The following is a 25,700-nucleotide window of genomic DNA, read 5'->3' on the forward strand; positions in this document are numbered from 1 at the left end:
GCGCAGGCTCTCAGGAGGACCGGAAGATGCGTTCACCCTCACGCTGCGCGAGCGCGCCAGCCGCGACGCGCATCGATCGCCGCAGTTTCTTCGCCGCGCTCGGGGCAGTCGGCGTGGCGATTGCCGTACGGCCAGCGCGCGCGCAAACGGCAATCCTCACCGACGAAGTGGGGATCGAAACCGATTCAACGGACATCGCGGTGACGGGCGGCAGCATGCCGATTTTTTTCGCGAAACCCGTCGACGCGGACAGCCTGCCCACCATCCTCGTCGTCGAGGAAAGCTATGGCGTGAACGACTATCTCCGCGACGTGTGCCGCCGGCTCGCGAAGCTCGGCTATCTCGCGGTGGCGCCGGAGCTGTTCTTCCGCCAGGGCAATCCGGCCCCCATCGGCGATCGCCCGGCGCTGTCGTCGAGTGCCGTTTCCCGGATTGCGGACGCCCAAGTGATGAGCGATCTGGACGCCTGCGTTGCGTGGGCGGTGGGCAATGGCGGCGATCCCAGGCGGATTGCGGCGACCGGCTTCGACTGGGGCGGTCGCATCGTGTGGCTGTACGCGACGCACAACTCGAAGCTCGCCGCCGCCACCGTCTGGTACGGGCTGCTCGACACGTCCCGCACGCGCGAGACGCCGCTGCAGCCGGCGGATGTGGTCGAGCGCCTGAAGGTGCCGGTGCTGGGCCTCTATGGCGGCAAGGATCGCGAGATCCCGCCTGAGGACATCGAGACGCTGCGTGCGCGGCTTGCGCTGGCCGACGAGGAGTGTTCGATCGTCGTCTATCCGGAAGCGGGCCATGCCTTCCATGCCGACTACCGCTCGACTTACCGGCCGGCCGAGGCGACCGACGGCTGGCAGCGGATGCTCGACTGGTTCAAGCGTCAGGGGATGTGAGGGGTCCGAGGCGGACGAGCATCTTCGCCGCGACCAGTCCGTTGATGAGCCCGAACAGCGTCGCCGCGACGGCGAAGACCGGCACGAGGTAGAACACGCCGTTGTGCGGCACGAGCCACAGTCGCGCGACGGCGAGTTGTCCGCCGATGTGCGCGAAGGCGGCGAACACGCTCAAGGACACCGGACCGAACCAGCGCCGCGGCAGGTGCTTGGCGAGACCCAAGACCGCCAGGCTGACCACTGAACCGGAGAGGCTCAGGAAGAAGCCCGGCGCAAAGAGCTGGCCGAGCAGCAGGCTGCTCGCGAAGACGCGCAGCAGGCCGACCCACACCGCGTCGCGCCAGCCCCAGCGCAGCAGCACGATCAGGATCACGATGTTGCCAAGCCCGGGCTTCACGCCGGGCAGCGGCAGCGGGATCGCGGCCTCGGCCACCGACAGCGCGATCGCCGCCGCCGCAAGCCGGGCGATGCGCCGGTCGTCGTCGGTCGGCAGGATTTCAATAGTTGAGGGAGTCATACTCCGCCACTCCACCGCTCAAGCTGAGGCTCACCTGGTTGGGCGCGCAGATCGCGACGGAGCCCGCGCGGGTCAGCCAGCCCTGGCGCACGCAGTACTGGCGCGGACCGGGATCGGAGGCCACACGCGCCCGGCCGGGCTGGATCTCGATACGGGTGGTGCCGAGCGGACCCGGCACTTCGACGCTCTGGGCCCGCGTGAGCGCGAGCTCGGCGAACACCTTGCCCCCCGCACGCACGACGGCCTTTTCCGGCGCCCCGCCGCGCCATAGCACGAGGGCCGACGCCACGCAGGCCGTCAGCGCAGCGGCGAGGATCACGTAATCGCCGGGCCGCAGCAGCTCGAGCCAGCCCGCCAGAGACGCTTTCACTGATCGGGCGTTCCCTTCGGCCCGTCCACCTGCCGGCGCGCCGCGGAGCGGTGGCGCACGAGCACCCGCACGCGATCGACGAACTGCCGCCCCAGCCATTCGGCCATGTACACCGAACGGTGCTGCCCCCCGGTACAGCCGATCGCCACCGTCAGGTAGCTACGGTTGTCGCGCGCATAGGCCGGCAGCCAATCCGCGACGAATCGGCGGATGTCCTCGCTCATGCGCGCCACTTCGGGCTGGCGTTCGAGGAATTCGATGACGGGCTGGTCCTTGCCCGTAAAGGGCTTCAGCACCGGGTCGTAGTGCGGGTTGGGCAGGCAGCGCACGTCGAACACGAGGTCGGCGTCGAGCGGGATGCCGTACTTGAAGCCGAAGGACTGGAACATCAGCGTCAGGCCTTCGGTCGCGTCGATGCCCATGAAATCCTTGATCCAGCCGCGCAACGTATTCGCCTGCAGGTCGCTGGTGTCGATGCGATGGCCGAGTTCGGCGATGCCGGCGAGCGCGTCGCGCTCCTTCTGGATCGCCTCGGCGAGCGAGACGTCCTCGTTGGCGAGCGGATGGCGACGGCGCGTTTCCGAGAAGCGCGCGATCAGCGTGTCGTCCCGCGCATCGAGGAAGATCACGCGCAAGTCATGGCCCGTCTTGCGCAGCGCGTCGACCTGCTCCGGCAGCGCCTCGATGCTCGCGCCCGAGCGCACATCGACCGCAACCGCGAGGCGTCGGTAACCGGTGCCGCGCAGCTCTGTGACGAGTTGAGGCAGCAGATTCCCCGGTAGGTTATCGATGGCGTAGTAACCCGCATCCTCGAGCACCTTCAGCGCGACACTCTTGCCGGACCCGGAGAGTCCGCTAATCAGCACGACCTGCATGACCAATCACTCCACGTGGGAGGCCGATTATCGCCAAAGTATGAGCCGCCGGCCACCTTCACGCCGCGACGAGCCGCTCCCCGTCCCGGCGCGCGACACCCGCACGTGTCAGTTCCACGACCAGCCAGTCGGCCAGCGCCTCCGGCGAGAGTCCCAGAAAACGCGCATTGGCTTCCCGGTAGAGCGGCACCGTCTGCAGATGTTCCGCCAGATCAGCGACAGCGATAGCGCGAGTGTCCAGCAGCGAAAAGGTCATGCAGGCGCGGATCGCATTGCGCGCCATGCGGGCCCCGTCCTCCTCGAAGGCCCGCAGCCGGCCGAAGGCCCGTGCGAGCGCGTCATCGACCTCGACGAAAGGCGCGCCGTGCCCAGGGATGACGACGTCGATCGAGAGCCGCGCGATCGCTTCGAGCGTGCGTCGCGCGGCGCCGATGCCGTCGCCGGTGCCGAGCACCTCGGCGAAGAGGATGCCGAAGCCGTCGCGCCATAGCGCGTCGCCCGAGATCAGGATGCGACGGTCGGCGTTATGGAAAACCAACGCGTCCATGTCGTGGCCCGGCGCGGCAATCGCCTTCCATTCAAGCCCACCCATGCCGAGCGTGTCGCCCGCATGCAGCGCGTGATCGGCGTGGAAGCGTTCGCCGGACTGGGCGGCGGTGGTCAGCAGCAGGGCATCCTCATCCCATGCCGCTACCGTCGACACCATGCCGGCGGGCACACTGATCTCGCAACCGAAGGTGCGCTGTACCCGTGCGTTGCCGCCGATGTGATCGGAGTGCGAATGGGTGTTCACGAGATGCGCAAGCCGCCGCCCGTCCAGCGTCTCGCGCAGCAGCGCGACCGTCTGGTGGACGTGGCTCAGATAGCCGCTGTCGATGACGGTCGCGTCGGCGCCGTCGAAGAGCACGACGTTGTTCGCGGACAGCCAGCCGCGCTCGAGCACCCGCAGGCTGTCGGGCAAGGAGGCTCCCCCGCTCATTCGGAGCCGGCGCCGACCTGTTCTGCGACGTTTTGCGGTAGCGGGACGGCCGCCGGTGCCGGTTCTGCCGGCGGCGGGACCGGCACACCGTTGATCTCATCCGGCGTGCGCCCGCAGCCCAGACAGACGCCGGAATCCCAGTCGATCATGCACACGCCCACGCACAAGGCATCGCTCATGCTTCCTCCGTCGAAGACAGCGGCGGCGCCACGGCGCCGAGCGGAGTCACTCGCGCCGAACGCCGTTGGGCGACCAGCGCCAGGATGCGCGACCTCTCGTCGTCGCCTTGGCGGCTCCAGCCGGCGATCTCGTCGAGCGTACGGAAACAGCCTTCGCACAGGCCGGTTTCGCCGTTCATGCGGCAGATATTAATGCAGGGTGAAGCAACATTCATGTTGGGGTCGGGGGATTGTCAGGGTCGGGAGCGGCTATTGCTTTGTTTGATGAATTGGTCTGCCGCCGCCCGACGGAGTTCAAAATTCAGCGCATGCCTAGGTGGCGGCACTCAACACCTAGGTCCCGCACGCTGCCTTCGTACGCTTTGCGAGCACCGCGCGTGCGACGCGGGAGGCCGGTTCACGCCCGAGCACGCCGCTGATCCACGCTGCGATGTCGACGAGGCGTTCGAGATCGATGCCGGTCTCGATGCCGAGGCCGTTCAGGAGCCAGACGACGTCCTCGGTCGCAACGTTGCCGGACGCGCCCGCGGCGTAAGGACAGCCCCCCAGCCCGCCGACCGAAGCATCGAACACCGAAACGCCCATCTCGAGCGACGCGTAGATGTTCGCCGCCGCCATGCCGTAGGTGTCGTGGTAGTGGCCCGCGACCCGATCGACCGGCACACGCTTCAGGACCGCTTCGAGCATGCGCGCGATGTTCGCCGGATTGCCACTGCCGATCGTGTCGCCGAGCGACACTTCGTAGCAGCCCATCTCCATCAAGGTCGCGGCGACCTCGGCGACCTTCTCCGGCGCAACCGCCCCTTCATACGGGCAGCCCGCGACGCAGGACACGTAGCCGCGCACCTTCACGCCGGCTGCCCGTGCGGCCTCGGTCACCGGACGGAAGCGCTCCAGCGATTCGGCGATCGAGCAGTTGATGTTCTTCTGGCTGAAGGACTCGGAAGCGGCGCCGAACACCGCAACCTCCTCCGCGCCGGCGGCGAGCGCCGCCTCGAAACCCTTCAGATTCGGCGTTAGCACCGGGTAGGCGACGCCCGGCCGGCGGGCGATGCGCGCCATCACTTCGGCGTTGTCGCCCATCTGCGGCACCCATTTCGGCGACACGAAGGACGTCGCCTCGATCGTCTTCAGCCCGGCTTCGGCGAGCCGCGCAATGAGTTCGACCTTGGTTTCGGTCGCGACGACCTGCTTCTCGTTCTGCAACCCGTCGCGCGGGCCGACGTCGACGATGCGGACGTTTTGCGGCAATTTCATACGGTTCTCCTCGTCGTCTTGCTGGCCGGACTCGCTCAGCAGTCGAATACCGTTCGGGTGTGTTTGCCCGAAGTTATTACTGGGCCGGAACCCACGCGGCCGGACGCTTAGCCAGGAAGGCGTCGAGACCCTCCTTCGCTTCCGGCGTGGCGCGCAGACCGGAGATCCGCCGCGCGGTGTCCTCGACGAGCTCGTCCGACACCGGTCGGTTCGCGACCGCGCGGATCAGATCCTTCGCCGCCGCCTGCGCCTTCGGCCCGCCCTGCAGCAGCGCCATCACGATCTCATGCACCTTCGCGTCGAGTTCGTCGGCCGCAACGACTTCGTGTGCGAGGCCGATCTCGCCGGCACGCTCGGCCGAAATCCGCTCGGCAGATTGGAAATAGCGGTAGGACTGGCGCTCGCCGATCGCGCGGATCACATAGGGGCTGATCGCCGACGGGATGATGCCGAACTTGACCTCGGAGGTCGCGAACACCGCCTTGTCGGACGCGACACAGATATCACACGCGGACGCGAGCCCCATGCCGCCGCCGAGGGCCGCGCCCTGCACACGCGCGATGGTCGGTTTGCGCATCTCGGACAGCGTACGCAGCATGCCGGCGAGCTTGCGCGCGTCGGCGAGGTTTTCCTCGACACTCGCTTCGCCCGCGGCCTTCATCCAGTTCAGATCCGCGCCGGCGGAAAAGCTCTTGCCGCGCCCGGCGAGCACAACGACGCGCCCGGCGTCGTCCGCGTCGAGCTGGCGGCAGGCCGCCGTGATATCGGCGATGAGCTGCGCGTTGAAAGCGTTATGGACGTCCGGACGATTCATCCAGACCGTCGCCACGCCCTGTTCGAGCGTGATTTCGAGGGTTTCGTAATTCAATCTTGTCTCCTGATCGAGTTCTGAAGGCGTGGGGCTCTTGCGGCCCCTTGCCGGGATAAAGAGGTCCTGCGGAACACGGCAGAAATCGAGAGGGAGGCTGCAGGGAGATTGCCCGCCGCGACTGCTCCCGCAGGACCGTAAAACGAAAAACGCGCGATCAGATCGCCAGCGAGCGGCCGATGACCAGGCGCTGGATGTCGCTCGCACCTTCGTAGATCTGGCACACCCGCACGTCGCGGTAGATGCGCTCGACCGGGAAGTCGCTGACGTAGCCGTAGCCGCCGTGGATCTGAATCGCGTCCGAGCAGACCTTCTCGGCCATCTCGGAAGCGAAGAGCTTCGCCATCGACGCTTCCTTCAGGCAGGGCCGGCCGGCGTCCTTCAGGCTCGCCGCGTGCCAGACTAGCTGGCGCGCCGCTTCGAGCTGGGTTGCCATGTCCGCGAGGCGGAAGTTGACGGCCTGGTGCTCGAAGATCGGCTTGCCGAAGGTTTCCCGCTCATGGGCGTACTTCACCGCGGCTTCGAGCGCCGCACGCGCCATGCCGAGACACTGCGCGGCGATGCCGATGCGGCCCGCTTCGAGGTTCGACAGCGCGATCTTGTAGCCTTCGCCTTCGGCGCCCAGCAGCGCACCGGCCGGTACGCGGCAGTTCTCGAAGAGGATCTGCGCGGTGTCGGAGGCCTTCTGGCCCATCTTCTCTTCGATGCGCGCGACGATGTAGCCCGGCGTGTTCGTCGGCACGAGGAAGCACGAGATGCCCTTCTTGCCTGCGTTCTTGTCGGTCACCGCGAACACGATCGCGACATCCGCTTCGCGGCCGGTCGTGATGAACTGCTTCACGCCGTTGATGACCCACGAGTCGCCGTCACGCACCGCCGTCGTCTTCAGCGCCGCGGCGTCCGAACCCACGTGCGGCTCCGTCAGGCAGAAGCAGCCGAGCTTCTCGCCTCGGGCGAGCGGCTTCAGCCACTCGTCCTTCTGCGCGTCGTTGCCGTAGCGGTTCGGGATGCCGCAAGCGAGTGAGTTCTGCACGCTGACGATGGTCGAGGTCGCGCCGTCGCCGGCGGCGATCTCTTCGAGCGCGAGCACGAGGCTCACGTAGTCCATCCCCGCGCCGCCCCACTGCTCGGGCACGACCATGCCCAGCGCGCCCAGCTCTGCAAGCTCCTTCAGCGCTTCGCGCGGGAAGGTGTGGTTGCGGTCCCATTCGGCAGCGAAGGGCGCCAGGCGCTCCTGCGCGAAAGCGCGCAGGGAGTCGCGGATCATTTCCTGTTCTTGCGTGAGGATCATTTACGCGAGCTCCACCGCAACCGCCGTCGCCTCGCCGCCGCCGATGCACAGGCTCGCGACGCCGCGCTTCTTGCCGTACTTCTTCAGTGCGCCCAGCAGCGTGACGATGATGCGCGCGCCCGAAGCGCCGATCGGATGGCCCAGCGCGCAGGCGCCGCCATGCACGTTGACCTTGTCGTGCGGCAGATCGAGTTCCTTCATCGCCGCCATCGTAACGACTGCGAAGGCCTCGTTGATCTCCCACAGGTCGACCTGATCCTTGGTCCAGCCGGCCTTCGCCAGCACCTTCTGCATCGCGCCGACGGGGGCGGTCGTGAACCACGCGGGTTCCTGCGCGTGCGTCGCGTGGCCGACGATGGTCGCGAGCGGCTTGAGGCCCAGCTTGTCGGCGGTCGAGCGGCGCATCATCACGAGGGCTGCCGCGCCGTCCGAGATCGAGCTGGAGTTCGCAGCGGTCACGGTGCCGTCCTTCGCGAACGCGGGCTTGAGGCCGGCGATCTTGTCGATCTGCGCCTTCGGCGGCTGCTCATCCTTGTCGATGACGACGTCGCCCTTGCGGCCCGAGACGGTCACCGGCGCGACTTCCCACGCGAAGCCGCCGTCCTTGATCGCGGCCTGCGCACGCGTCGTCGAGGCGATCGCAAACTCGTCCTGAGCGCTACGGGTGAAGTCGAAGTGGCTCGCGCAGTCCTCGGCGAAGGTGCCCATCAGTCGGCCCTTGGTTTCCTTCTTGTAGCTGTCCTCGAGACCGTCGTAAAACATATGGTCGACGAGCTGGCCGTGGCCGAGGCGATAGCCGCTGCGCGCCTTCGGCAGCATGTAGGGCGCGTTCGACATCGACTCCATGCCGCCCGCGACCACCACGTCGTTGGTGCCCGCCACGAGCAGGTCGTGCGCGAGCATCGTCGCCTTCATGCCCGAGCCGCACACCTTGCTGATCGTCGTGCAGCCGGCCGCGAGCGGCAGCCCCGCACCGAGCGCCGCTTGGCGGGCCGGCGCCTGGCCGACGCCCGCGGGCAGCACGCAGCCCATCAGCACTTCCTGAACCTGCTCGGGAGTGATCCCGGCGCGCTCGACGGCGGCCTTGATTGCGACAGCGCCAAGCTGCGGGCCGGTCAGGCCGGACAGCTCGCCCTGGAAACCGCCCATCGGGGTACGTGCGGCGGAAACGATAACGACGGGATCACTCATGCTTCTCTCCTAGAAACTACCCATAGATCCGGCTCTCAGGCCAGTGCTTCAAGTGCCGCGACATAGCGCGGTATCAAATCCTCGGGACGGCGCACGTTCAGACCCAGATCACGCACCAGTCCGTCCTTCAATCCATAAATCCAGGCGTGCACCGTCAGCGGCTGGCCGCGACGCCACGCGTCCTGCACGACCACGCTCTGACACACGTTCACGACCTGCTCCAGCGAGTTCAGCTCGCACAGGCGGTCGTGCGCCTGCTCGAACGGCAGCGCTTCGACGCGCTTGCGATGCTTCACATGCACGTCCTGCACGTGACGCAGCCACAGATCGACCAGCCCTACGCGCTCGTGCGTCAGCGCCGCCTTCACGCCGCCGCAGCCGTAGTGGCCGACGACCATGATGTGCTTGACCTTCAGCACGTCGACGGCGAACTGCATCACCGACAGACAGTTGAGATCCGTATGTACGACAACGTTCGCGACGTTGCGATGCACGAAGACCTCGCCCGGCAGCAGGCCGATGATCTGGTTCGCCGGCACCCGCGAATCCGAGCAGCCGATCCACAGGTACTCGGGGGACTGCAGCTTCGACAGCTTCTCGAAGAAGCCCGGATCGACCTGGCGCATCTGCTGCGCCCAGGCGCGGTTGTAATCGAAAAGATGGAAAAGGTTTTCGCTGGCGACCTCTTCCTCGGACCAGTTCTCCAGGTCCAGCGCCAGGAACATCGTCCCTTCGATCGGCGTCGGGTAGTAGGCCGGCGCTTCCTTGAAGCCCATCTCGCGATACAGCTTCACTGCGATGCGCATCGCCGGCAGCGTGTCGAGCAGGATGCGGCGGTAGCCGAGGTCCTTCGCCGTGCGGATCGCCGCCAGCACCAGTTCGCGCCCGATGCCGAGCCCGCGCATCGCAGGTTCGACGTACAGACGCTTCATTTCGCACACACCTTCGGAGAAGGGGCGAAGCCCCACGCAGCCGGCGGGCCGGCCTTCGTGCTCAGCGTAGAAGAGACGACCTTCAGGCGCCGAATAGGCACCGGGCAGCGAGGCCATTTCGTCGCCGAAGCCCTGAAAGCACAGATCGACGCCCAGCCACGCTGCGTAGTTGCGGAAAAACTGGCGGACATGATCCAGTTCGACCTGATCGTCGGCACTCAGTACGCGAAGCTTCACTGCCATCTTCTCTCCCGGGAACAAGGTGCGCGCCGCGTGAATCCGCGGCCCGCAGGGTTATATGTATCGCGCGGCCACTCTGCCAGCGGCCGCGCCGGCGCGAAGGACTCACGCGCGCAACCCTGCATCGTGCCACAGCCACGCCCGACGGCGACGACTCGCGTTCGCGACTCCGTCCGCCGTCCCCTGATCCCGACCATTCCGCTCCTTGCTCCTTCGCGCGCTTCACCGACCGCCGGCTCTGCCGCCAGCCCTCAACCGACTCGTTCCTTCTTCCCGTGCATCGCCATGATCGTCTGCTGCATCACGGCGCATAGCGTCCATTGCTCGTGCTTCACCGCGAACACCTCCGCACGCGTGATCAGCAGCGTGCGCCCCGGTTTGATCACCTCGCCGCGGGCGACGAGCCGCTCGCCGTCGGCCGGTGCGAGCAGGTTGAGCTTGTACTCGACCGTCAGCACGCTCGCGTCCGCGGGCGTCAGCGTATTGGCCGCGTAACCGGCCGCCGAATCCGCGATCATCCCGACCACGCCGCCGTGGATGAACCCGTGCTGCTGGGTGATCTGCGACTTGTACGGCAGATGGATTTCCACGTAGCCCGGATCCACGACTGCCAGTTCCGCCTCGATCAGCGTCATCGCCTGCTGCAGGTCGAAGCTCGCCCGCACGCGCTCGGCGTAGCCCTCGTCACGCGGCTGGAAAACCGGCTCTTCGTGTCTCATCGCGTCTCCTGTTGCACGTATTTTTGATTTTGATTACGTTTACGTCAACGTAAACTAACGAGCAAAAAAATCAAGCCCCCGTTCGGGCCTGACGGACGACTTCCGCGCGTTCCTCGGCTGCCCGCCCGGGGTCATGCCCGAGGAGTTCGGAACATTGCTTTTCAAGGGAATCGATCTCCGACAGCAGGCCGACGATGTCTTCGCGCTGCTGCTCCAGCGCCGCGCGCCGCTCGGCCAGCACGAGCAGGAACTGCCGCAGCTGCGGGGCCGAGTTGCGCACGCCGCCGTGCATTTCGAGCAGCTCCTTGATCTGCGCCAGCGACAGCCCGAGGCGCTTGCCGCGCAGCGTGAGTTTCAGGCGGGTGCGGTCGGCCTTGGAATACACCCGCGTCCGCCCGGAGCGCGCGGGCTTGAGCAGCCCCTGGTCCTCGTAGAAGCGGATCGCGCGCGGGGTGACGTCGAACTCGCGCGCGAGCTGGGTGATCGAATAGGTTTGTTCGCTTGCCATTGCCTGATGCTCGAAGTAAAACCGTTGTTGTCCAACCAATGATCGCCGGCGTTAGCGCCGACCGGACCAAAAAGTTAAACAGAATTGCAGGTTTTGGGCAATCGTCCCAATTGCCCGAACCGCCCTTCCCCAACGAGGCGATAGATGACACAAGCTTCCGCAGCAGCCCCCAACACGCTCACCTACCCCTTCGACGGCGTGCCCGCGGGCGGTGAGGTCCGTTCCGTCGCGCCGGGCGTCGGCTGGATCCGCATGCCCCTGCCGTTCGCGCTCGACCACATCAACCTCTGGCTGCTCGACGACGGCGAAGCCCGCACCGTCGTCGACACCGGCTTCGGTCTCGATCCGGTCCGCGCGCACTGGGAAACGATCCTCGTCCGCGACACCCGTCCGCTGTCGCGCATCGTCGTCACCCACTGCCACCCGGACCACCTTGGACTCGCAAGCTGGCTCGCGAAGCGCGACGACGCGCCGATCACCATGACCCAGGGGGAATTCCTGGCAGGCCACGCGATCTGGAACCAGATGCCTGGCAGCGGGGTCGCAGACATGATCGAGCAGTTCCGCTCCAACGGACTGGACGACACGCGCCTCGAAGCGCTCCATGAGCGCGGCAACGGCTACCGGCGCGGCGTGCCGGCGCTGCCATCGACCTACCACCGCCTCTTCGACGGCAGCGTGCTGCGCATCGGCGGCAACGATTGGCGCGTGATCGTCGGATACGGCCATGCACCCGAGCATGCAAGCCTGTATTGCGAGACGCTTGGAGTACTCATTTCGGGCGACATGCTGCTGCCGCGGATCTCGACCAATGTTAGCGTTTATGCTGCAACGCCGAATGACGACCCGCTGGGCTGGTTTCTTGATTCATTACAACGCTTCAAGGACTTGCCCGACGACACGCTCGTGCTACCATCGCATGGTCATCCGTTCCGGGGCATTCGTGCGCGCATTGCACAACTCGAAGCGCACCACCGTGAACGTTGTGACGCGTTGCTGGGTGAGATTGGCACCCCGCGCAGCGCGGGAGAGCTGCTATCGACGCTGTTCCCCCGCGAACTGGACACGCACCAGGTGATGTTCGCCATGGGAGAGGCGATTGCCCACCTGAACTACCTCGTTGCACGCGACGAAGCGCGCAAGGTGGCGGGACAGGACGGCATCATCCGATTTGCACGAAGATCCGCTTGAATAACAGGAGCTAGTTACAAAATGGCTGCACCCACCCCCGAGACCGTGTTCCCGGAACTGCCCGACCCCCAGGAAGTCGCGAAGACTTACGCCGAAGTTGCACAGCGCGCCTCCCACCTGATCAGCGATCACGTGCAACGCCAGCTGAAGAAGGGTGTCGCGACCCCTAGCGACGAGCTGGGCATCGCCCAGGCCTTCATGGACATGATGGCCAAGCTGCTCGCGAACCCCTACAAGCTCGCCCAGTCGCAGATGAACCTCGTCTGGGACTACTTCTCGCTATGGCAGCATTCGATGCTGCGCGTGATGGGCATGCACGGCACGCCCATCGCCGAACCGGAGAAGAGCGACAAGCGCTTCAAGGACGAACAGTGGGAAGAACACTTCCTGTTCGACTTCGTCAAGCAGTCCTACCTGATCGCCGCGCGCCACGTGCATGACACCGTGTGCTGCGTCGACGGCCTCGACGAGCAGACGCAGAAGAAGGTCAACTTCTACACCCGCCAGTACATCGACGCGCTGTCGCCGTCGAACTTTGCGCTGACCAACCCGGAAGTGTTCCGCGAGACGGTCAAGAGCAACGGCCAAAACCTGATCAAGGGTCTCAACAACCTGCTGCGCGACATGGAAGACGGCGGTGGTCAGCTGCGCGTCAAGATGACCGACACGACCGCCTTCGAGCTCGGCCGCAACGTCGCGACGACTCCGGGCAAGGTCGTGTTCCAGACCGACATGATGCAGCTGGTCCAGTACACGCCGACGACCGGCAAGGCGCTCAAGCGTCCGCTGCTGATCGTTCCGCCGTGGATCAACAAGTTCTACATCCTCGACCTGCGCGAGAAGAACTCTTACATCAAGTGGTGCGTGGACCAGGGCCATACGGTGTTCGTGATCTCGTGGGTGAACCCCGACGAGCGCCAGGCCGAGAAGACCTTCGACTCTTATGTGACCGAAGGCGTGGTCGCTGCGCTCGACGCGATCGAGAAGCAGACCGGCGAGAAGGAAGTGAACGCCTGCGGCTACTGCCTCGGCGGCACGCTGCTCGCGACGACGCTCGCCTACCTCGCAGGCAAGAAGCAGAAGCGGATCGCCGCAGCGACCTTCTTCACGACGATGACGGATTTCTCGGAGCCGGGCGAACTGGGCGTCTTCATCGACGAAGGCCAGGTCACCAGCCTCGAGAAGAAAATGTTCGAGCGCGGCTACCTGGAAGGCTCGGAGATGGCCGGCACCTTCAACATGCTGCGCGCCAACGACCTGATCTGGTCCTTCGTGGTGAACAACTACCTGATGGGCAAGGACCCGTTCCCGTTCGATCTGCTGTACTGGAACTCCGACTCCACGCGCATGCCGGCGAAGATGCACAGCTTCTACCTGCGCGCGCTGTACATGCAGAACCTGCTGGCCCAGCCGGGCGGCATCGAGATCGACGGCGTGCCGATCGACCTCGGCAAGATCAAGGTTCCGTGCTACTTCATCTCGACGCTCGAAGACCACATCGCCCCGTGGAAGAGCACCTACATCGGCGCGACCAACTTCGGCGGTCCGGTGCGCTTCGTGCTCGGCGGCTCGGGCCACATCGCCGGCATCGTCAACCCGCCGGCCGCGAACAAGTACGGCTACTGGCTCAACCCGGCCGCGAAGCTGCCGGACAGCGCCGACAAGTGGTTCGAAGGCGCCCAGCAGCAAGCCGGTTCGTGGTGGACCGACTGGCAGCAGTGGGTCACCGCCCACGATCCCGAGCAGGTCGACGCACGCGATCCCGCCAAGGGCAAGCTGAAGGTCCTCGAAGAGGCGCCGGGCTCCTTCGTCAAGATGCGTCTGGATACGACGTCGGCAGCGGCCTGATCGCCGTTCCGGCAGACTGAGAACGAGGGGGCCCTGCCCCCTCGTTTGCGTTGACGCTCCCTCCTCCACCTTGCCCTGCTCTCTTCATGACCGTTCCTCCGTCTTCCCTGCGCCTCGTACTCGACACCAACACGGTGATGGCCTTGTGGTTCTTCGAGGACCCGCGGCTTGAGTCGCTGCGCCGCATGATCGAGGACATGCGGCCGACGCTGGTCGCGCGTGCCGATGCGCTCGACGAGTTGCGCCACGTGCTGGCCTATCGCCAGTTCGGCATCGAGCCCGCACGGCAGGCGGAGCTGCTCGCCGCCTATTCCGCGCGAGTGACGACGACCGACGCGATGGGTGGCGACGCGACCCCGGCCACGGATGCAGAGGACATCTCCGCGCTGCCCACCTGCCGCGATCGGGACGACCAGAAATTCCTCGAAATCGCCCGCGACGGGCGCGCGACCCACCTCGTCAGCCGCGACAAGGCACTGCTGCGCCTGAACCGCCATCGGCTCGTGCGACCACTGTTCGCAATCCTGACGCCGGAAACCCTCAACGCCAGCCTGACGGCGCAGCCGCACGCAGTCGCGTTGCAGATCGCCGGCTAGATCGCGCGTGTTCGGGCGTTACGGTTCTCGCCCAATGCGCCCTATGAACCCACTGTCGCGCTAGCCCCAGCGAGGCGCACGCGCAGCTCGGCAAGATAACGCAAGCCCGCTGTTGCCCGGCTGCCATACCAGGACGCCATCTCGCCGTCGATCAGCGCAGCTGGCCGGCCGGAAAGCGCTGCCACCTCGTCGAGATGGCGCTCGCGGAAGGCGTAGGGTTCGCTCGACAGGAAGACGCGCGCGACCTCTCCGATCCAGCGTGCCGACCAGTCGATCTCCGGGTAGCGCGACGCCGCATCGGCAGGCAACGTTTCCCAGCCCACCGCACGCAGCATCGCCGAGATGTAGGTGTCGCGCGACACGCTCATCCAGGGCGCACGCCAGATGAGGTAGAGCACCCGTTCGGGCGGCAGCGCGCGGGCGACGGTCGCAGCGGCGGCGAGGGACGCTTCCAGCTCGGCCGCAAGGCGCGACGCCGCCTCTTCGCAGCCGAATACATGACCGAAGAGCCGGAACAGCTCGAAGTTATCCTCAGGGCGGCAGGGATGGGTGACGATGATGTTGGGGATGAAGGCAGCGAACTCCTCGACGGTTTCGCGCCGGTTTTCGTCGATATTCACGATCAGGTGCGTCGGCGCGAGGTCGCGCACGACATCGCGCTTCACGTCCTTGGTACCGCCGATTTTCCGGATCGGCTTCAGCGTCTCGCGCGGATGGATGCAGAAACCCGTGCGCCCGACGAGGCGCTCGGCGAGCCCAAGCTCGCACAGCAGCTCGGTCAACGAGGGAACGAGACTGACGATACGGACCTCGCCTTCGGCACGGCGATGCTGGTTGCCGGCGGCATCGGTGATGGCGGCATCGGCGGCGGCTTCGGGCAAGATGGGGCGGTCCATGGGCAAACGCGTCATGATGGTCGGAAGGCGATTTTAGGCTGTGCGCCGCCCCCGTGCGCAGCTTCGCCGAGAATCCGATGCAAGGTGTGCAAGGGGATACGACTAAAGTTAAATTCTTGTGTTGCGATCTGTTGCACTGCAGTAAGCTAGCGGCCCGCATCGATCACCCGGGAGCATTCGTGCACAGCGCGGAACGTGCGAATCACTCTAGCTCGGAAATTTCGGCCCACGCGCCCGCCAGTCTCACCACAATGGCAATGGCGGCAATCGGCGTGGTCTACGGCGACATCGGTACCAGCCCGCTCTACACGCTGAAGGAGGTCTTCAGCGGTCCCCATGCGGTGCCGGTCACCCCGGCAAACGTCTACGGGATCCTGTCGCTGGTGTTCTGGGCGCTGATGCTGGTCGTGTCGGCGAAGTACGTGATCTTCATCACCCGCGCGGACAACCGCGGCGAGGGCGGCATCATGGCGCTCACGTCGCTCGCGCTGCGGGTCGTGCCCGAGGGGCGTAGCGCGTGGCTGCTGTCCTCGCTGGGCGTCTTCGGCGCCGCGCTCTTCTACGGCGACGGGATGATCACGCCGGCGATCTCGGTGCTGTCGGCGGTCGAAGGTCTCGAAGTGGCGACGCCGGCCTTCCAGCCCTACGTGTTGCCGGTCGCGATGACCGTGCTGGTCGGCCTCTTCATGATGCAGCGGCACGGCACGAGCAAGGTCGGCGCGATCTTCGGACCCGTGATGGTGTGCTGGTTCCTGCTGCTCGCCGTGCTGGGCATCTCCGGCATCCGCCTGCACCCCGAGATTCTCGGCGCGCTGAACCCGGTGTGGGCGCTGCGCTTCTTCACGGGCAACCCGCTGATCGGCTGGCTCGCGCTCGGCGCCGTCGTGCTCGCGATCACCGGCGGCGAGGCGCTCTACGCGGACATGGGCCACTTCGGCCGCCGTCCGATCAAGCTCGCGTGGTTCGCGGTCGTGTTCCCGTCGCTGTACCTGAACTACCTCGGCCAGGGCGCGCTGATCCTCGACCATCCGGACAACATCCGCAACCCCTTCTACATGCTGGTGCCGGACGAACTCGTCTATCCGATGGTCGGCATGGCGACGCTCGCGACGATCATCGCGAGCCAGGCCGTGATCTCGGGCGCCTTCTCGCTGACGCGTCAGGCGATGCAGCTCGGCTACTCGCCGCGGATGCACACGATCTTCACCTCCGAGCGCGAGATGGGCCAGATCTACGTGCCGGGCATCAACTGGATGCTGCTCGGCGCGGTGATCGCGCTGGTCGCGGGCTTCCGCTCGTCGAGCGCGCTGGCCTCGGCCTACGGCATCGCGGTAACGATGACGATGATGATCGACACCGTGCTCGCCTTCGTCGTGATCCGCGGGCTGTGGAACTGGCCGCTCGGCAAGGCGGCGTTGTTCCTCGTCGTGTTCCTGACCGTGGACCTCGCCTTCTTCTCGGCGACGACCGTCAAGATCGTCGCCGGCGGCTGGTTCCCGTTGATGATCGGCGGCATCATCTTCACCTTGCTGACCACCTGGAAGCGCGGACGGGGGTTGGTCAATGCGCGCATCCGCATCGACACGATGCCGCTGAACCTCTTCATTCGGTCGATGTTCACAAGCCCGCCGCCGCGCGTACAGGGCACCTCGGTCTTCATGACGACCTGGCTGGACGGGGTGCCGCGCGCGCTGCTGCACAACCTCGTGCACAACAAGGTCCTGCACGAACGCGTCGTGCTGGTGAAGGCCGAGACGGCCGACGTGTCGCGCGTGCCCGAGCGGGACCGGGTGAAGGTCGAGGAACTCGACTATGGCTTCTACCGCGTCCGCGTGACGTTCGGCTTCACCGACGACCCCGACATCCCGGCCGCCCTCGAACTATGCAAGGCGCAGGGGCTGCCGTTCAATCTGATGGAGACGTCCTTCTTCCTCGGCCGCGAATCGATCGTGTCGCGCACGAGCCGCTCGCTGCCGCGCTGGCGTGAGAAGCTCTTCATGTTCATGTTCCGCAACGCGGGCAGCGCAGCGGATTACTTCCACCTGCCGCCGAACCGCGTCGTCGAGCTCGGCACGCAGGTCGAGCTGTAAGAGGCGTCCGGCAGGACGTTCAGGGGCGCGGAGCCTTGCGCCCCCGGCCCCCGACGCGGCGGCCAACCACGTGCATCTCGCAGCGCTTGCAATCGAAGCGCAGCGTCAGCGGCTCGCGCACGACCGTGCCCTCCTCCGTGCGCTCCTGCCACAGCGTCATCGGCTCGGGACGGATGCCTTTGACCTGCTTCGGGCACAGGTTGAAGCTGTAGCGCACGCAGTGCTTCGTGATCATCAGCGACACGAGCCCGCTCTCGCGGTTGGCCTCGAAGGCGTCTTCGATGAGTTCGACGCCATGGCGGCGATAGAAGGCCCGCGCGGCGTCGTTGAAGACGTTGCCGAGGTAGTTCAGCGTGGTATCGGGATAAGCTGCGGGCGGCTCGACCGGCACGGCCCGCGGCGGGCGCTGCCAGGCCGCGATGCGCGCGACGAGAAGCGCGTCGACGCCTGCCCGGCGCAGCGCATTGAGCTGCGCCATCGGCACGAACCACGCTTGCGCCGTCGCGAGTTCGACGTCATGGGGCTCGCACGCGAACATCGTGTTGCCGAGCTTGCACAGCGCGTCGTGCAGCGTCGTCGCGGCCCGCTCGGGGTCGCGCGCCTCGGCCTTGTCGCAGGCGATGCGCGCACTCGCCGAAACGCCGCTTTCGTCGCTGAGGTCGAGCTGCAGGCCGTCGACCGTCTCCGACAGTCTCATCCGGAGTTGCAGGCGGCGCTCGGCGCTGCGGCCCGCGAGCTGCTTCTCGAAGGCGTGGTCGAGGTTGCGGTAGAGCGTCGCGCCGGGCACGAGGCCTTTGGCGAACTCCGACAAGGTCACCTTCTCACCCTCGACACGATTCACGCGCCCGCCCTGCAAGTCTCCCGCCGCATCGAACCACGCGAGGCCGTCGCCGTTGCCCAGTGCCTCGGCGACTTCGGCGACGAGAATCCGGCCCTGCGCGCGCACGACGCGTCCGATCGGCGCGCCGACGAATTTCGGCGACTCGAAGGAACCGATATCGCCGTGGCGGCCGTTGACGAAGTAGTCCGTGCTGCCGCGGTGGAAGGTCTTCTCGGGGCGCGGTTCGAAGCTGAAGGTCGAGCGCCCGGCCGAGCTGCGCGCGAGTTCCGGGCGGCGTTCCAGGATCGCGTCGAGCTCCTTCCGGTAGTGCGCGGTGACGTTCTTGACGTAGGCGAGATCCTTCAGCCGCCCCTCGATCTTGAACGAGCCGATGCCGGCGTCGATCAACGCCTCGAGGTTCGCGCTCTGGTCGTTGTCCTTCATCGACAACAGGTGGCGTCGCTCGGAGAGCGTGTTGCCCGCCGGGTCCTTCAGCGTCCACGGCAGGCGGCACATCTGCGAGCATTCGCCGCGGTTCGCGCTGCGACCGGTGAAGGCGTGGCTGATCGTGCATTGGCCGGAGAAACTCACGCACAGCGCACCGTGGACGAAGAATTCGAGGGCGCAGCGCTCGCGATCGGTCGCGGCGGCCACTGCGCTGATCTCCGCGAGGTCGAGTTCGCGCGCGAGCACGATCTGCGAGAAGCCGACGTCCTGCAGGAAGCGCGCCTTCTGCGGCGTGCGGATGTCGCATTGGGTGCTCGCGTGCAACTGGATCGGCGGCAAGTCGAGTTCGAGCAGGCCCATGTCCTGCACGATCAGCGCATCGACACCGGCTTCAAAGGCCTGCCACACGAGGCGGCGCGCGCCCTCCAGTTCGTCGTCGCGCAGGATAGTGTTGAGCGCGAGCAGCACGCGCGCGGAGTAGCGGTGGGCGTGTTCGGCGAGTGCCGCGATATCGGCGATGCTGTTGCCCGCGGCCGCCCGTGCGCCGAAGGACGGGCCGCCGATGTAGACGGCGTCCGCACCGTGTTCGATCGCGGCGATGCCGGATTCGAGGTTGCGTGCGGGGGCGAGGAGTTCGAGCGATGAGGCGAGGGACATCGGGCGCAACGTGGGGGATGGGCAAAACCGGATGATAGGCGTTCTGGCCCGCCCTTGCCTGATCCGCCGCGAGGGCTCTCCCCAGGCCGCTCGGAGCGGCGGATCAGGCGCGCTTCAGGCGAAGCGCGGGACGGTGATTAGCATCTTGCGCCGGCTCAACCCGAGCCCGACGAGCCCCGCGGCAAGCAGCGCGACGGAAGACGGCTCGGGAACCGAGGTCGGCAGCTGGGCGGGCGTATCGACCGTCCCCGACACGGGCTGCGCGTCGCGCAGCAGCGTGAAGGTCGCGTCGATCCACTGAGCGACGGGCTTGCTGTATGTGCAGTGAGCCGTCCCCTGGCAATTCCAGGTGATCGGCGAGAAGTCGATGCCGATCTCGCCGCCCGAGGCGAAATTGAGCAAGACGGAGTTGAAGCTGATTTCGAGGTCCTGGTTCAGCCGCCCCGTGTCCTTGAGAAGGCCCACGGTCGCCGAAACGATGGCGGTGTTGTTGGTCAGGCCCAGCGTCGGCGAGCTGAAGTGCAGGAAGGCCGCGAGTCCGAGGTTGTCGATTTCCGAGCCCGCGATGGAACCGTCTTCTTCGGCGAAGAGCGAGCCGCCGAAGCGCAGTGTCTGCTTGTCGCCGACCTGATTCAGAAGGAAGCTCGTGCCGGCCAGGGCGCTGTCGACGCTCCAGTCTACGTTCAGCTGGGTATGCGAGCCGTCGCAGGCTGCGCTCGCGCAGGCGGCGCCCCAGCCGCTGCCGAGGTCCCACGAGCCATCGGTGAGCGTCACGGTGACTGGAGCCGCAGCGGCGTGACCGGAGATCAGCGCTGTCAGAAGCGCTGCAGAAGTGATGATTCGGCTTGTTTTCATTGCTCCCCCTCCGGCATTGCGTTTCACGCCGAAGCCTCACGCCGGGCTCCGTGCTCTGTGACGCGAGGCCAGTCTAGGGAAAATCCTCAGTAGAATTCGTGTATTACGACACGACAAGAAACAGACGACAGGCAAAGGGCATAGGAGAATTCTCCTATGCCCTGCCGCGCACGGCTCCGCCACTGATCCGCTACCGATGCCACAGCACGTCATCCATCTCCACGCCGAAGCGCCGCTCAAACCCGAGCTCGGAACGGCTTGCAACGGCTGTGGGGTGTGCTGTGCGTATTCGCTCTGCCCCGTGGGGCTGCTGCTGCACCGGCGCCGCCGCGGCCCTTGCCCGTCCTTGCGCTGGGATGCGGGCGCGCGGCGCTATCGCTGCGCGCCCGCGAGCGGGACGGGGCTCTTCGGGCGGCTCGCGCGGCGCTGGATTTCGGCCGGCAGCGGTTGCGACTGCAGTCTCGAATGCAGTCCCGCTACAAGCGAAGACGCCCGCTGACGCGCGGGCGCTTCGCTCAGGCCATTCCTCGCAGCTCGCGCAACAGCACCGACAGCATCGACATCTCGATCGTCGGCGCTGACTTCACGTCGGCGAGCAGGTGGCGGTAGCGGTCGATCTGCAACGCTCGGCTTGCCTCCCACGCCGTCAGCAGCGCCTCGGGCTCGGTGAGCGAGGGCGAGAGCTTGAGCGTGTTGGCGGCCAGTTCGCGCGCGAGGTGCGACAGGTCGACCCGCAGCGCCCCGCGCGCGAGCGCCTGCCAGCGCGTGTCGGCCGGCAGGGCCGCGATCTGGGCGCCGAGCCAGTAGAGGTCGAGATGCCCGCCGAGGGTGAAATACACCGCCGCGACGGTCGCTTCGGGCCGCCCGGTGTCGGCCACGATTTCGACGAGATCGAGCGCCGAGTACAACTCGTCCAGCGACGCGATGCGCCGCGCGAGCGCCTCCGGCACCCCGCGTTCGACGTAGCGCCCCGCCATCGCATCCAGCTGCGCGCGGTAGTCGTCCGACACCAGCCGATGCAGGTGCTCGGACAGCGCCGTGACGCCCGGCGAGAAGTAGGCGAGCGTCGCCTGCAGGTCGGCGATCCATTCGCGATGGCGCAGGAACCAGAACGTACCGCGCACTACGAGACGGTTGCAGTCGTTGATCATCGCCGTCTGCACGCTGTCCTCGACGAGATTGTCGAGCGCCTCGATCGCGCGCCAGGTCGGCACCAGCCCGAAGACTTCGCGCGTCGCCATGTAGGCGCGCACGATATCCGCCGGGGATGCGCCTGCCTCGCTCTGCAGACGGCTGACGAAGGTCGGGCCGACGCGGTTGATCATGCTGTTGATGACGTGCGTCGAGATGATCTCCCGGCGGAGCGCGTGCTGCGCTATATGGGCGGCAAAGCGCTCGCGCAGCGGCTGCGGGAAGTAGCGCGACAGCGCCGTGCAGATGTACGGATCTTCCGGCACGTCCGAGGCGAGCACCTCGTCGAAGAGCTCGATCTTGCTGTAGGCGAGCAGCACCGCGAGTTCCGGCGTGACGAGGCCGATCTTCGCGGCCGCGCGATGAGCGATCTCGTCGTCCATCGGCAGGAATTCGAGTTTGCGGTTGAGGCGGCCGGCGATACTGAGGCGACGGATGAAGTCCGCCTGCTCGTCGAGCAGCGCCGCGCCGCGCGCGCGGGTCACGGACAACACCTGGGTCTGCGCGTAGTTGTCCCGCAACACGAGCGCCGCGACCTCGTCGGTCATCTCGACGAGCAGCGCGTCGCGCTGCTTGCCGGTGAGCTCTCCCTCGGCGATCACGCTGTTCAACAGGATCTTGATGTTGACCTCGTGGTCCGAGCAATCGACGCCGCCCGAGTTGTCGATCGCGTCGGTGTTGACCCGGCCGCCCTTCAACGCGTATTCGATGCGCCCGAGCTGCGTCAGGCCGAGGTTCCCGCCTTCGGCGACGACGCGGCAGCGCAGCTCGGCGCCGTTGACGCGCAACGCGTCGTTGGCGCGGTCGCCGACCGCGGCATCGGTCTCGTTCGTCGCTTTGACGTAGGTGCCGATACCGCCGTTGTAGAGCAGATCGACCGATGCGCACAGGATCGCGTGCATCAGCTCGGACGGCGGCAGCGACTCGCTCTCGATGCCCAGCATCGCGCGCGCCTGCGACGACACCGCGATCGACTTCGCGCTGCGCGGCCACACACCGCCCCCTTCCGAGATCAGGCTCTTGTCGTAGTCGTTCCACGACGAGCGCGGCAGCGCGAAGAGGCGCTCGCGCTCGCGGAAGGAGACTTCCGGGTCGGGATCGGGGTCGATGAAGATGTGGCGGTGATCGAAGGCCGCGAGCAGCCGGATCTGACGCGACTGCAGCATGCCGTTTCCGAACACGTCGCCCGACATGTCGCCGACGCCGACGACGGTGAAGGGCTTCGTCTGCGTGTCGTGCCCCATCTCGCGGAAGTGGCGCTTGACGGACTCCCAGGCGCCGCGCGCGGTGATCGCCATCTTCTTGTGGTCGTAGCCGGCCGAGCCGCCTGACGCGAAGGCGTCGCCGAGCCAGAAGCCGTATTCGGCGGCGACCGCATTGGCGTAGTCGGAGAAGCTCGCCGTGCCCTTGTCGGCGGCGACGACGAGGTAGGGGTCGTCGGCGTCGTGGCGCACCACATCGACGGGCGGCACGACCTGCCCCTGCACGAGGTTGTCGGTGAGATCGAGCAAGCCGTGCAGATAGAGCCGGTAGCACGCGATGCCTTCGGCCATCACCGCTTCGCGGTCGATCGCCGGCGGCGGATTCTTGACGACGAAGCCGCCCTTCGAGCCCACCGGCACGATCACCGCGTTCTTGACGATCTGCGCCTTCACGAGCCCGAGGATCTCGGTACGGTAATCCTCCATGCGGTCCGACCAGCGCAGGCCGCCGCGGGCGACCTTGCCGCCGCGCAGATGCACGCCCTCGAAGCGCGGCGAATAGACGAAGATCTCGAACATCGGCAGCGGCTGCGGCAGATTCGGGATGCGCTTCGGGTCGAACTTGAACGACAGGTAGGGCTTGATCTGCCCTTCCGCGTCGCGCTGGTAGTAGTTCGTGCGCAGCGTCGCCCGCACCATCGCGAGGAACTGCCGCAGGATGCGGTCCTCGTCGAGGTTCGCGACGTTGTTGAGCGCATCGTCGATGCCGGCGATCAGTGTCGCGGCGTGGCCCGAACGCGCTTCCTCGCGGGCGGGATCGAAGCGCAGTTCGAAGAGCTCGATCAACTGGCGCGCGAGCCGCGGGTGGGCCGCGAGCGTCTGCTCCATGTAGGCCTGGCTGAAGGTGAAGGCGGCCTGCTTGAGGTACTTCGCGTAGGCGCGGATCACCGAGATCTGACGCCAAGTCAGCCCCGCGAGCAGCGTCAGGCGGTTGAAGTCGTCGCTCTCGACCTCGCCCCGCCACGCGCGCAGGAAGGCGTCGTGGAAGAGCGGCCGCAGCGTGTCGATGTCGAGTTCCTCGGCGCCGACATAGGCCAGCCCGAAATCGTGAATCCACACGCAGCGCCCGTCCTGGCGCGAAATCTCCGACGGCCGCTCGTCGATCACCTTCACGCCCATACGTTCGAGCATCGGCAGGCTCTGCGACAGCGGCACCGGCGCGCCGACGCGGTAGATCTTGAAGTTGAGCCGTCCCGGCGGCGCTTCGAGCGGGATGTAGAGGCTCATCGCGAGGCGGTCGTCGACGATCGACTCCATCTGCTCGATGTCGAACACGGCGACGCGCGGCGAATATTCCTCGCGGTAACCGGCGGGGAAGCCGTTGCCATAACGGCGCAAGAGCTCCATGCCGCGTTCCTCGCCGCAGTGTTCGAGCAGCACGCGGTGCAGCTCGTCCTCCCAGCGGCGGGTCGCGCGCACGAGACGCTGTTCGAGCTCATAGACCTCGAAGGGCGGGATCACCGAGTCGCGGGTACGCACGATGATCAGGATGCGGGCGAGCGCCGACTCGGAAAACTGCACGTCGAAATCCGAGCTGGAACCGTTGAAGGCTTCCATCAGCACCGCCTGCATGCGCAGCCGCTGGTCGGTGTTGTAGTGCTCGCGCGGGACGTAGATCAGGCAGGAGACGAAGCGGGCGAAAGGGTCGCAGCGCACGAAAAGCCGCGTGCGCTGGCGCTCTCCAAGGCGCAGGATGCCCATCGCCTGATGGAAGAGTTCGTCGGCACCGATCTGGAAGAGCTCGTCGCGCGGGTAGCGTTCAAGGATGGTCAGCAGCTCCTTCGCCGCGTGGCTCTTCGGCATCAGGCCGGCACGCGAGATGACGGCGTTCACCTTGCGGCGCAGGAAGGGGATCAGCTTGGGGCTCGTGCTGTAGGCGGTCGACGCGAGGAGCCCGATCACGCGATGCTCGCCGCACACCTTGCCGTTCGCGCAGAAACGCTTGATGCTGAAGCGGTCGATATAGCCGCCGCGATGCACGGTCGAGCGCGTGTTCGACTTCGTCACTGTGAGCAGCACCGGCAGATTCGGCAAGGTCGTCTTGAGCTGCGCCGGCAAGGCGCCGAAGGAACGCGACGGGCCTTCACCGGGCTTCTCGCGCAGCAGGCCGAGGCCCGAACCGGGGAGGATGCGCAACTCGGGCTCGCCTTCGGCCGGGGTCGTCAGGTCGTAGTCGCGGCAACCGAGCAGGACGAGATTGTCGTCCATCAGCCACTTCAGGAAGTCGGCCGTCTCCTCGATTTCCTCGGCAGGCACGGGCGGCGGGTTCTGCTCGATCTCAGCGATGATGTCCGCCACACGCTGCTGCATCGCCGGCCAGTCGGTGACGGCCGCGCGCACATCGGCGAGCACGTGTTCGATCCCGCGGCGCAATGCCTCCAGGTCCTCCGCGTCGGTGCGGCGGTCGACTTCGACGTGGATGATCGACTCGTAACGCCCTTCGCGATCGCCGGGATCCTCCGCGAGACGCTGGTACAGCCCCTCGGCATCGCGCACGATGCACATCACCGGATGGATGATCAGGTGCAGGGTCAGGCCCTGGCGGTTGACCTCCATCGCGATCGAGTCGACGAGGAAAGGCATGTCGTCATTGACGATCTCGACCACCGTATGGGTCGATTCCCAGCCGTGCTCCTCGAGCTTGGGGTTATACACGCGCAGGCGCGTGCCGCCGCGGTGCTTGCGTACGAACTGCCAGTGGCTGAGCACTGCGCCGTACAGGTCGTCGACGGCGCGGTCGGCGAGATCCTCGGGCGCGACCTGGCTGAACCAGCGCTGCGCGAACGGCCCGACGACCGCCGCCTGCTCGGGTGGCAGGCGAGTGTTGATCAGCTCCAGGACCGCGTCGTGGCTCGCGGCTTCCGTGACCGGATGGCGTATCGTCATGGCTGTCTCCGCCGTTATCGGGCAAAGCGCACGACACCCGGAAGCGCCGAAAAACGCTGCCCCATGTTATGGGGCACAACATACGCGCATAAACGCGGCGGCGGAAGAGGCAAATCCGGCGGCGCGCGGGAAGACTTGGGAG

Annotated in this window: 23 protein-coding genes; 6 read left to right on the forward strand and 17 right to left on the reverse strand. The window is 66.5% G+C overall.

All coding sequences use genetic code 11. The features are described 5' to 3' along the window. Positions 1–26 precede the first annotated feature (26 nt). Positions 27–893, forward strand: coding sequence for a dienelactone hydrolase family protein (locus VJ673_RS12530; RefSeq protein WP_324126441.1), 867 nt, complete (start codon positions 27–29; stop codon positions 891–893). Here the strand turns inward: VJ673_RS12530 and VJ673_RS12535 are convergent. The 13 genes from VJ673_RS12535 to VJ673_RS12595 form a co-directional block, all read right to left on the reverse strand. Then, on the reverse strand, positions 874–1,410 hold the full coding sequence (locus tag VJ673_RS12535) for a Gx transporter family protein (protein ID WP_324126442.1): 537 nt from the start codon (positions 1,408–1,410) through the stop codon (positions 874–876). The two genes, VJ673_RS12530 and VJ673_RS12535, sit on opposite strands and share 20 nt — an antisense overlap. Beyond that, entirely contained in the window at positions 1,391–1,780 is a 390-nt protein-coding gene (locus VJ673_RS12540; protein ID WP_324126443.1) for a NusG domain II-containing protein, read from the reverse strand. Before VJ673_RS12540 ends, VJ673_RS12535 begins: the two co-directional genes overlap by 20 nt. Further along, on the reverse strand, positions 1,777–2,655 hold the full coding sequence (gene rapZ, locus VJ673_RS12545) for an RNase adapter RapZ (RefSeq protein WP_324126444.1): 879 nt from the start codon (positions 2,653–2,655) through the stop codon (positions 1,777–1,779). Before rapZ ends, VJ673_RS12540 begins: the two co-directional genes overlap by 4 nt. A 58-nt stretch (positions 2,656–2,713) precedes the next feature. Further along, positions 2,714–3,634 (reverse strand): MBL fold metallo-hydrolase, encoded by a 921-nt coding sequence (locus VJ673_RS12550; RefSeq protein ID WP_324126445.1) that lies wholly within the window; start codon positions 3,632–3,634, stop codon positions 2,714–2,716. After that, a complete protein-coding gene (locus VJ673_RS12555) occupies positions 3,631–3,813 on the reverse strand; it encodes a DUF1289 domain-containing protein (protein WP_324126446.1) in 183 nt (60 codons plus the stop codon). The genes VJ673_RS12550 and VJ673_RS12555 overlap by 4 nt, the downstream gene beginning before the upstream one ends. Next, the gene (locus VJ673_RS12560) at positions 3,810–4,028 is read right to left on the reverse strand and encodes a DUF1289 domain-containing protein (protein WP_324126447.1); all 219 of its coding nucleotides are present in this window, start codon (positions 4,026–4,028) and stop codon (positions 3,810–3,812) included. The genes VJ673_RS12555 and VJ673_RS12560 overlap by 4 nt, the downstream gene beginning before the upstream one ends. Positions 4,029–4,146: 118 nt before the next feature. Further along, a complete protein-coding gene (locus VJ673_RS12565; RefSeq protein ID WP_324126448.1) occupies positions 4,147–5,070 on the reverse strand; it encodes a hydroxymethylglutaryl-CoA lyase in 924 nt (307 codons plus the stop codon). Positions 5,071–5,146: 76 nt separating this feature from the next. After that, entirely contained in the window at positions 5,147–5,938 is a 792-nt protein-coding gene (locus tag VJ673_RS12570) for an enoyl-CoA hydratase/isomerase family protein (protein ID WP_324126449.1), read from the reverse strand. Between the two features lie 157 nt (positions 5,939–6,095). Further along, the gene (locus tag VJ673_RS12575; protein ID WP_324126450.1) at positions 6,096–7,229 is read right to left on the reverse strand and encodes an acyl-CoA dehydrogenase; all 1,134 of its coding nucleotides are present in this window, start codon (positions 7,227–7,229) and stop codon (positions 6,096–6,098) included. Beyond that, positions 7,230–8,420 (reverse strand): acetyl-CoA C-acetyltransferase, encoded by a 1,191-nt coding sequence (locus VJ673_RS12580; protein WP_324126451.1) that lies wholly within the window; start codon positions 8,418–8,420, stop codon positions 7,230–7,232. Between the two features lie 35 nt (positions 8,421–8,455). Further along, a complete protein-coding gene (can, locus tag VJ673_RS12585) occupies positions 8,456–9,595 on the reverse strand; it encodes a carbonate dehydratase (RefSeq protein WP_324126452.1) in 1,140 nt (379 codons plus the stop codon). Positions 9,596–9,843: 248 nt separating this feature from the next. Then, a complete protein-coding gene (locus VJ673_RS12590) occupies positions 9,844–10,311 on the reverse strand; it encodes a PaaI family thioesterase (protein ID WP_324126453.1) in 468 nt (155 codons plus the stop codon). Between the two features lie 70 nt (positions 10,312–10,381). Continuing rightward, positions 10,382–10,819: a MerR family transcriptional regulator gene (locus VJ673_RS12595; RefSeq protein WP_324126454.1), complete on the reverse strand. Its 438-nt coding sequence runs from the start codon at positions 10,817–10,819 to the stop codon at positions 10,382–10,384. Positions 10,820–10,963: 144 nt separating this feature from the next. On the opposite strand from VJ673_RS12595, the gene VJ673_RS12600 reads away from it, so the two are divergent. The 3 genes from VJ673_RS12600 to VJ673_RS12610 all read left to right on the forward strand — a co-directional run bounded on the left by VJ673_RS12600 (position 10,964) and on the right by VJ673_RS12610 (position 14,454). Further along, positions 10,964–12,010 (forward strand): MBL fold metallo-hydrolase, encoded by a 1,047-nt coding sequence (locus tag VJ673_RS12600; RefSeq protein ID WP_324126455.1) that lies wholly within the window; start codon positions 10,964–10,966, stop codon positions 12,008–12,010. Positions 12,011–12,031: 21 nt separating this feature from the next. Next, positions 12,032–13,858, forward strand: a complete 1,827-nt coding sequence (locus VJ673_RS12605) for a PHA/PHB synthase family protein (RefSeq protein WP_324126456.1) — start codon at positions 12,032–12,034, stop codon at positions 13,856–13,858. An 86-nt stretch (positions 13,859–13,944) separates the two neighbouring features. Continuing rightward, entirely contained in the window at positions 13,945–14,454 is a 510-nt protein-coding gene (locus VJ673_RS12610; protein ID WP_324126457.1) for a putative toxin-antitoxin system toxin component, PIN family, read from the forward strand. Between the two features lie 41 nt (positions 14,455–14,495). Here the strand turns inward: VJ673_RS12610 and VJ673_RS12615 are convergent, their stop codons facing one another. After that, positions 14,496–15,350 carry a helical backbone metal receptor gene (locus VJ673_RS12615; protein ID WP_324126458.1) on the reverse strand — a complete coding sequence of 285 codons (855 nt, stop codon included), beginning with the start codon at positions 15,348–15,350 and terminating at the stop codon, positions 14,496–14,498. Positions 15,351–15,601: 251 nt separating this feature from the next. On the opposite strand from VJ673_RS12615, the gene VJ673_RS12620 reads away from it, so the two are divergent. Further along, the gene (locus tag VJ673_RS12620; protein WP_324126459.1) at positions 15,602–17,440 is read left to right on the forward strand and encodes a potassium transporter Kup; all 1,839 of its coding nucleotides are present in this window, start codon (positions 15,602–15,604) and stop codon (positions 17,438–17,440) included. A gap of 19 nt (positions 17,441–17,459) precedes the next feature. Here the strand turns inward: VJ673_RS12620 and VJ673_RS12625 are convergent, their stop codons facing one another. After that, positions 17,460–19,364 (reverse strand): peptidase U32 family protein, encoded by a 1,905-nt coding sequence (locus VJ673_RS12625; protein ID WP_324126460.1) that lies wholly within the window; start codon positions 19,362–19,364, stop codon positions 17,460–17,462. Between the two features lie 114 nt (positions 19,365–19,478). After that, positions 19,479–20,219 carry a PEP-CTERM sorting domain-containing protein gene (locus tag VJ673_RS12630; RefSeq protein WP_324126461.1) on the reverse strand — a complete coding sequence of 247 codons (741 nt, stop codon included), beginning with the start codon at positions 20,217–20,219 and terminating at the stop codon, positions 19,479–19,481. Between the two features lie 196 nt (positions 20,220–20,415). Here VJ673_RS12630 and VJ673_RS12635 point away from each other — a divergent pair, with 196 nt between their 5' ends. Next, complete coding sequence (locus VJ673_RS12635; protein WP_324126462.1) at positions 20,416–20,718, forward strand: hypothetical protein; 303 nt, start codon at positions 20,416–20,418, stop codon at positions 20,716–20,718. A 16-nt stretch (positions 20,719–20,734) separates the two neighbouring features. Here VJ673_RS12635 and VJ673_RS12640 read toward each other — a convergent pair whose 3' ends face one another. After that, positions 20,735–25,558: an NAD-glutamate dehydrogenase gene (locus VJ673_RS12640; RefSeq protein WP_324126463.1), complete on the reverse strand. Its 4,824-nt coding sequence runs from the start codon at positions 25,556–25,558 to the stop codon at positions 20,735–20,737. Positions 25,559–25,700 lie beyond the last annotated feature (142 nt).

It is taken from the genome of Aromatoleum sp., from assembly GCF_035254505.1.
Lineage (GTDB): Bacteria > Pseudomonadota > Gammaproteobacteria > Burkholderiales > Rhodocyclaceae > Aromatoleum.

What these genes read in the sequence shown, in the direction of transcription:
- VJ673_RS12580 (WP_324126451.1), bottom strand. Translation starts at nt 8,420, where the DNA reads ATGAGTGATCCCGTCGTTATCGTTTCCGCCGCACGTACCCCGATGGGC.
- VJ673_RS12600 (WP_324126455.1), top strand. Translation starts at nt 10,964, where the DNA reads ATGACACAAGCTTCCGCAGCAGCCCCCAACACGCTCACCTACCCCTTC.
- VJ673_RS12575 (WP_324126450.1), bottom strand. Translation starts at nt 7,229, where the DNA reads ATGATCCTCACGCAAGAACAGGAAATGATCCGCGACTCCCTGCGCGCT.
- VJ673_RS12560 (WP_324126447.1), bottom strand. Translation starts at nt 4,028, where the DNA reads ATGAATGTTGCTTCACCCTGCATTAATATCTGCCGCATGAACGGCGAA.
- VJ673_RS12530 (WP_324126441.1), top strand. Translation starts at nt 27, where the DNA reads ATGCGTTCACCCTCACGCTGCGCGAGCGCGCCAGCCGCGACGCGCATC.
- VJ673_RS12555 (WP_324126446.1), bottom strand. Translation starts at nt 3,813, where the DNA reads ATGAGCGATGCCTTGTGCGTGGGCGTGTGCATGATCGACTGGGATTCC.
- VJ673_RS12565 (WP_324126448.1), bottom strand. Translation starts at nt 5,070, where the DNA reads ATGAAATTGCCGCAAAACGTCCGCATCGTCGACGTCGGCCCGCGCGAC.
- VJ673_RS12610 (WP_324126457.1), top strand. Translation starts at nt 13,945, where the DNA reads ATGACCGTTCCTCCGTCTTCCCTGCGCCTCGTACTCGACACCAACACG.
- can (WP_324126452.1), bottom strand. Translation starts at nt 9,595, where the DNA reads ATGGCAGTGAAGCTTCGCGTACTGAGTGCCGACGATCAGGTCGAACTG.
- VJ673_RS12605 (WP_324126456.1), top strand. Translation starts at nt 12,032, where the DNA reads ATGGCTGCACCCACCCCCGAGACCGTGTTCCCGGAACTGCCCGACCCC.
- VJ673_RS12615 (WP_324126458.1), bottom strand. Translation starts at nt 15,350, where the DNA reads ATGGACCGCCCCATCTTGCCCGAAGCCGCCGCCGATGCCGCCATCACC.
- VJ673_RS12635 (WP_324126462.1), top strand. Translation starts at nt 20,416, where the DNA reads ATGCCACAGCACGTCATCCATCTCCACGCCGAAGCGCCGCTCAAACCC.
- rapZ (WP_324126444.1), bottom strand. Translation starts at nt 2,655, where the DNA reads ATGCAGGTCGTGCTGATTAGCGGACTCTCCGGGTCCGGCAAGAGTGTC.
- VJ673_RS12535 (WP_324126442.1), bottom strand. Translation starts at nt 1,410, where the DNA reads ATGACTCCCTCAACTATTGAAATCCTGCCGACCGACGACGACCGGCGC.
- VJ673_RS12625 (WP_324126460.1), bottom strand. Translation starts at nt 19,364, where the DNA reads ATGTCCCTCGCCTCATCGCTCGAACTCCTCGCCCCCGCACGCAACCTC.
- VJ673_RS12550 (WP_324126445.1), bottom strand. Translation starts at nt 3,634, where the DNA reads ATGAGCGGGGGAGCCTCCTTGCCCGACAGCCTGCGGGTGCTCGAGCGC.
- VJ673_RS12630 (WP_324126461.1), bottom strand. Translation starts at nt 20,219, where the DNA reads ATGAAAACAAGCCGAATCATCACTTCTGCAGCGCTTCTGACAGCGCTG.
- VJ673_RS12640 (WP_324126463.1), bottom strand. Translation starts at nt 25,558, where the DNA reads ATGACGATACGCCATCCGGTCACGGAAGCCGCGAGCCACGACGCGGTC.
- VJ673_RS12590 (WP_324126453.1), bottom strand. Translation starts at nt 10,311, where the DNA reads ATGAGACACGAAGAGCCGGTTTTCCAGCCGCGTGACGAGGGCTACGCC.
- VJ673_RS12595 (WP_324126454.1), bottom strand. Translation starts at nt 10,819, where the DNA reads ATGGCAAGCGAACAAACCTATTCGATCACCCAGCTCGCGCGCGAGTTC.
- VJ673_RS12620 (WP_324126459.1), top strand. Translation starts at nt 15,602, where the DNA reads ATGGCAATGGCGGCAATCGGCGTGGTCTACGGCGACATCGGTACCAGC.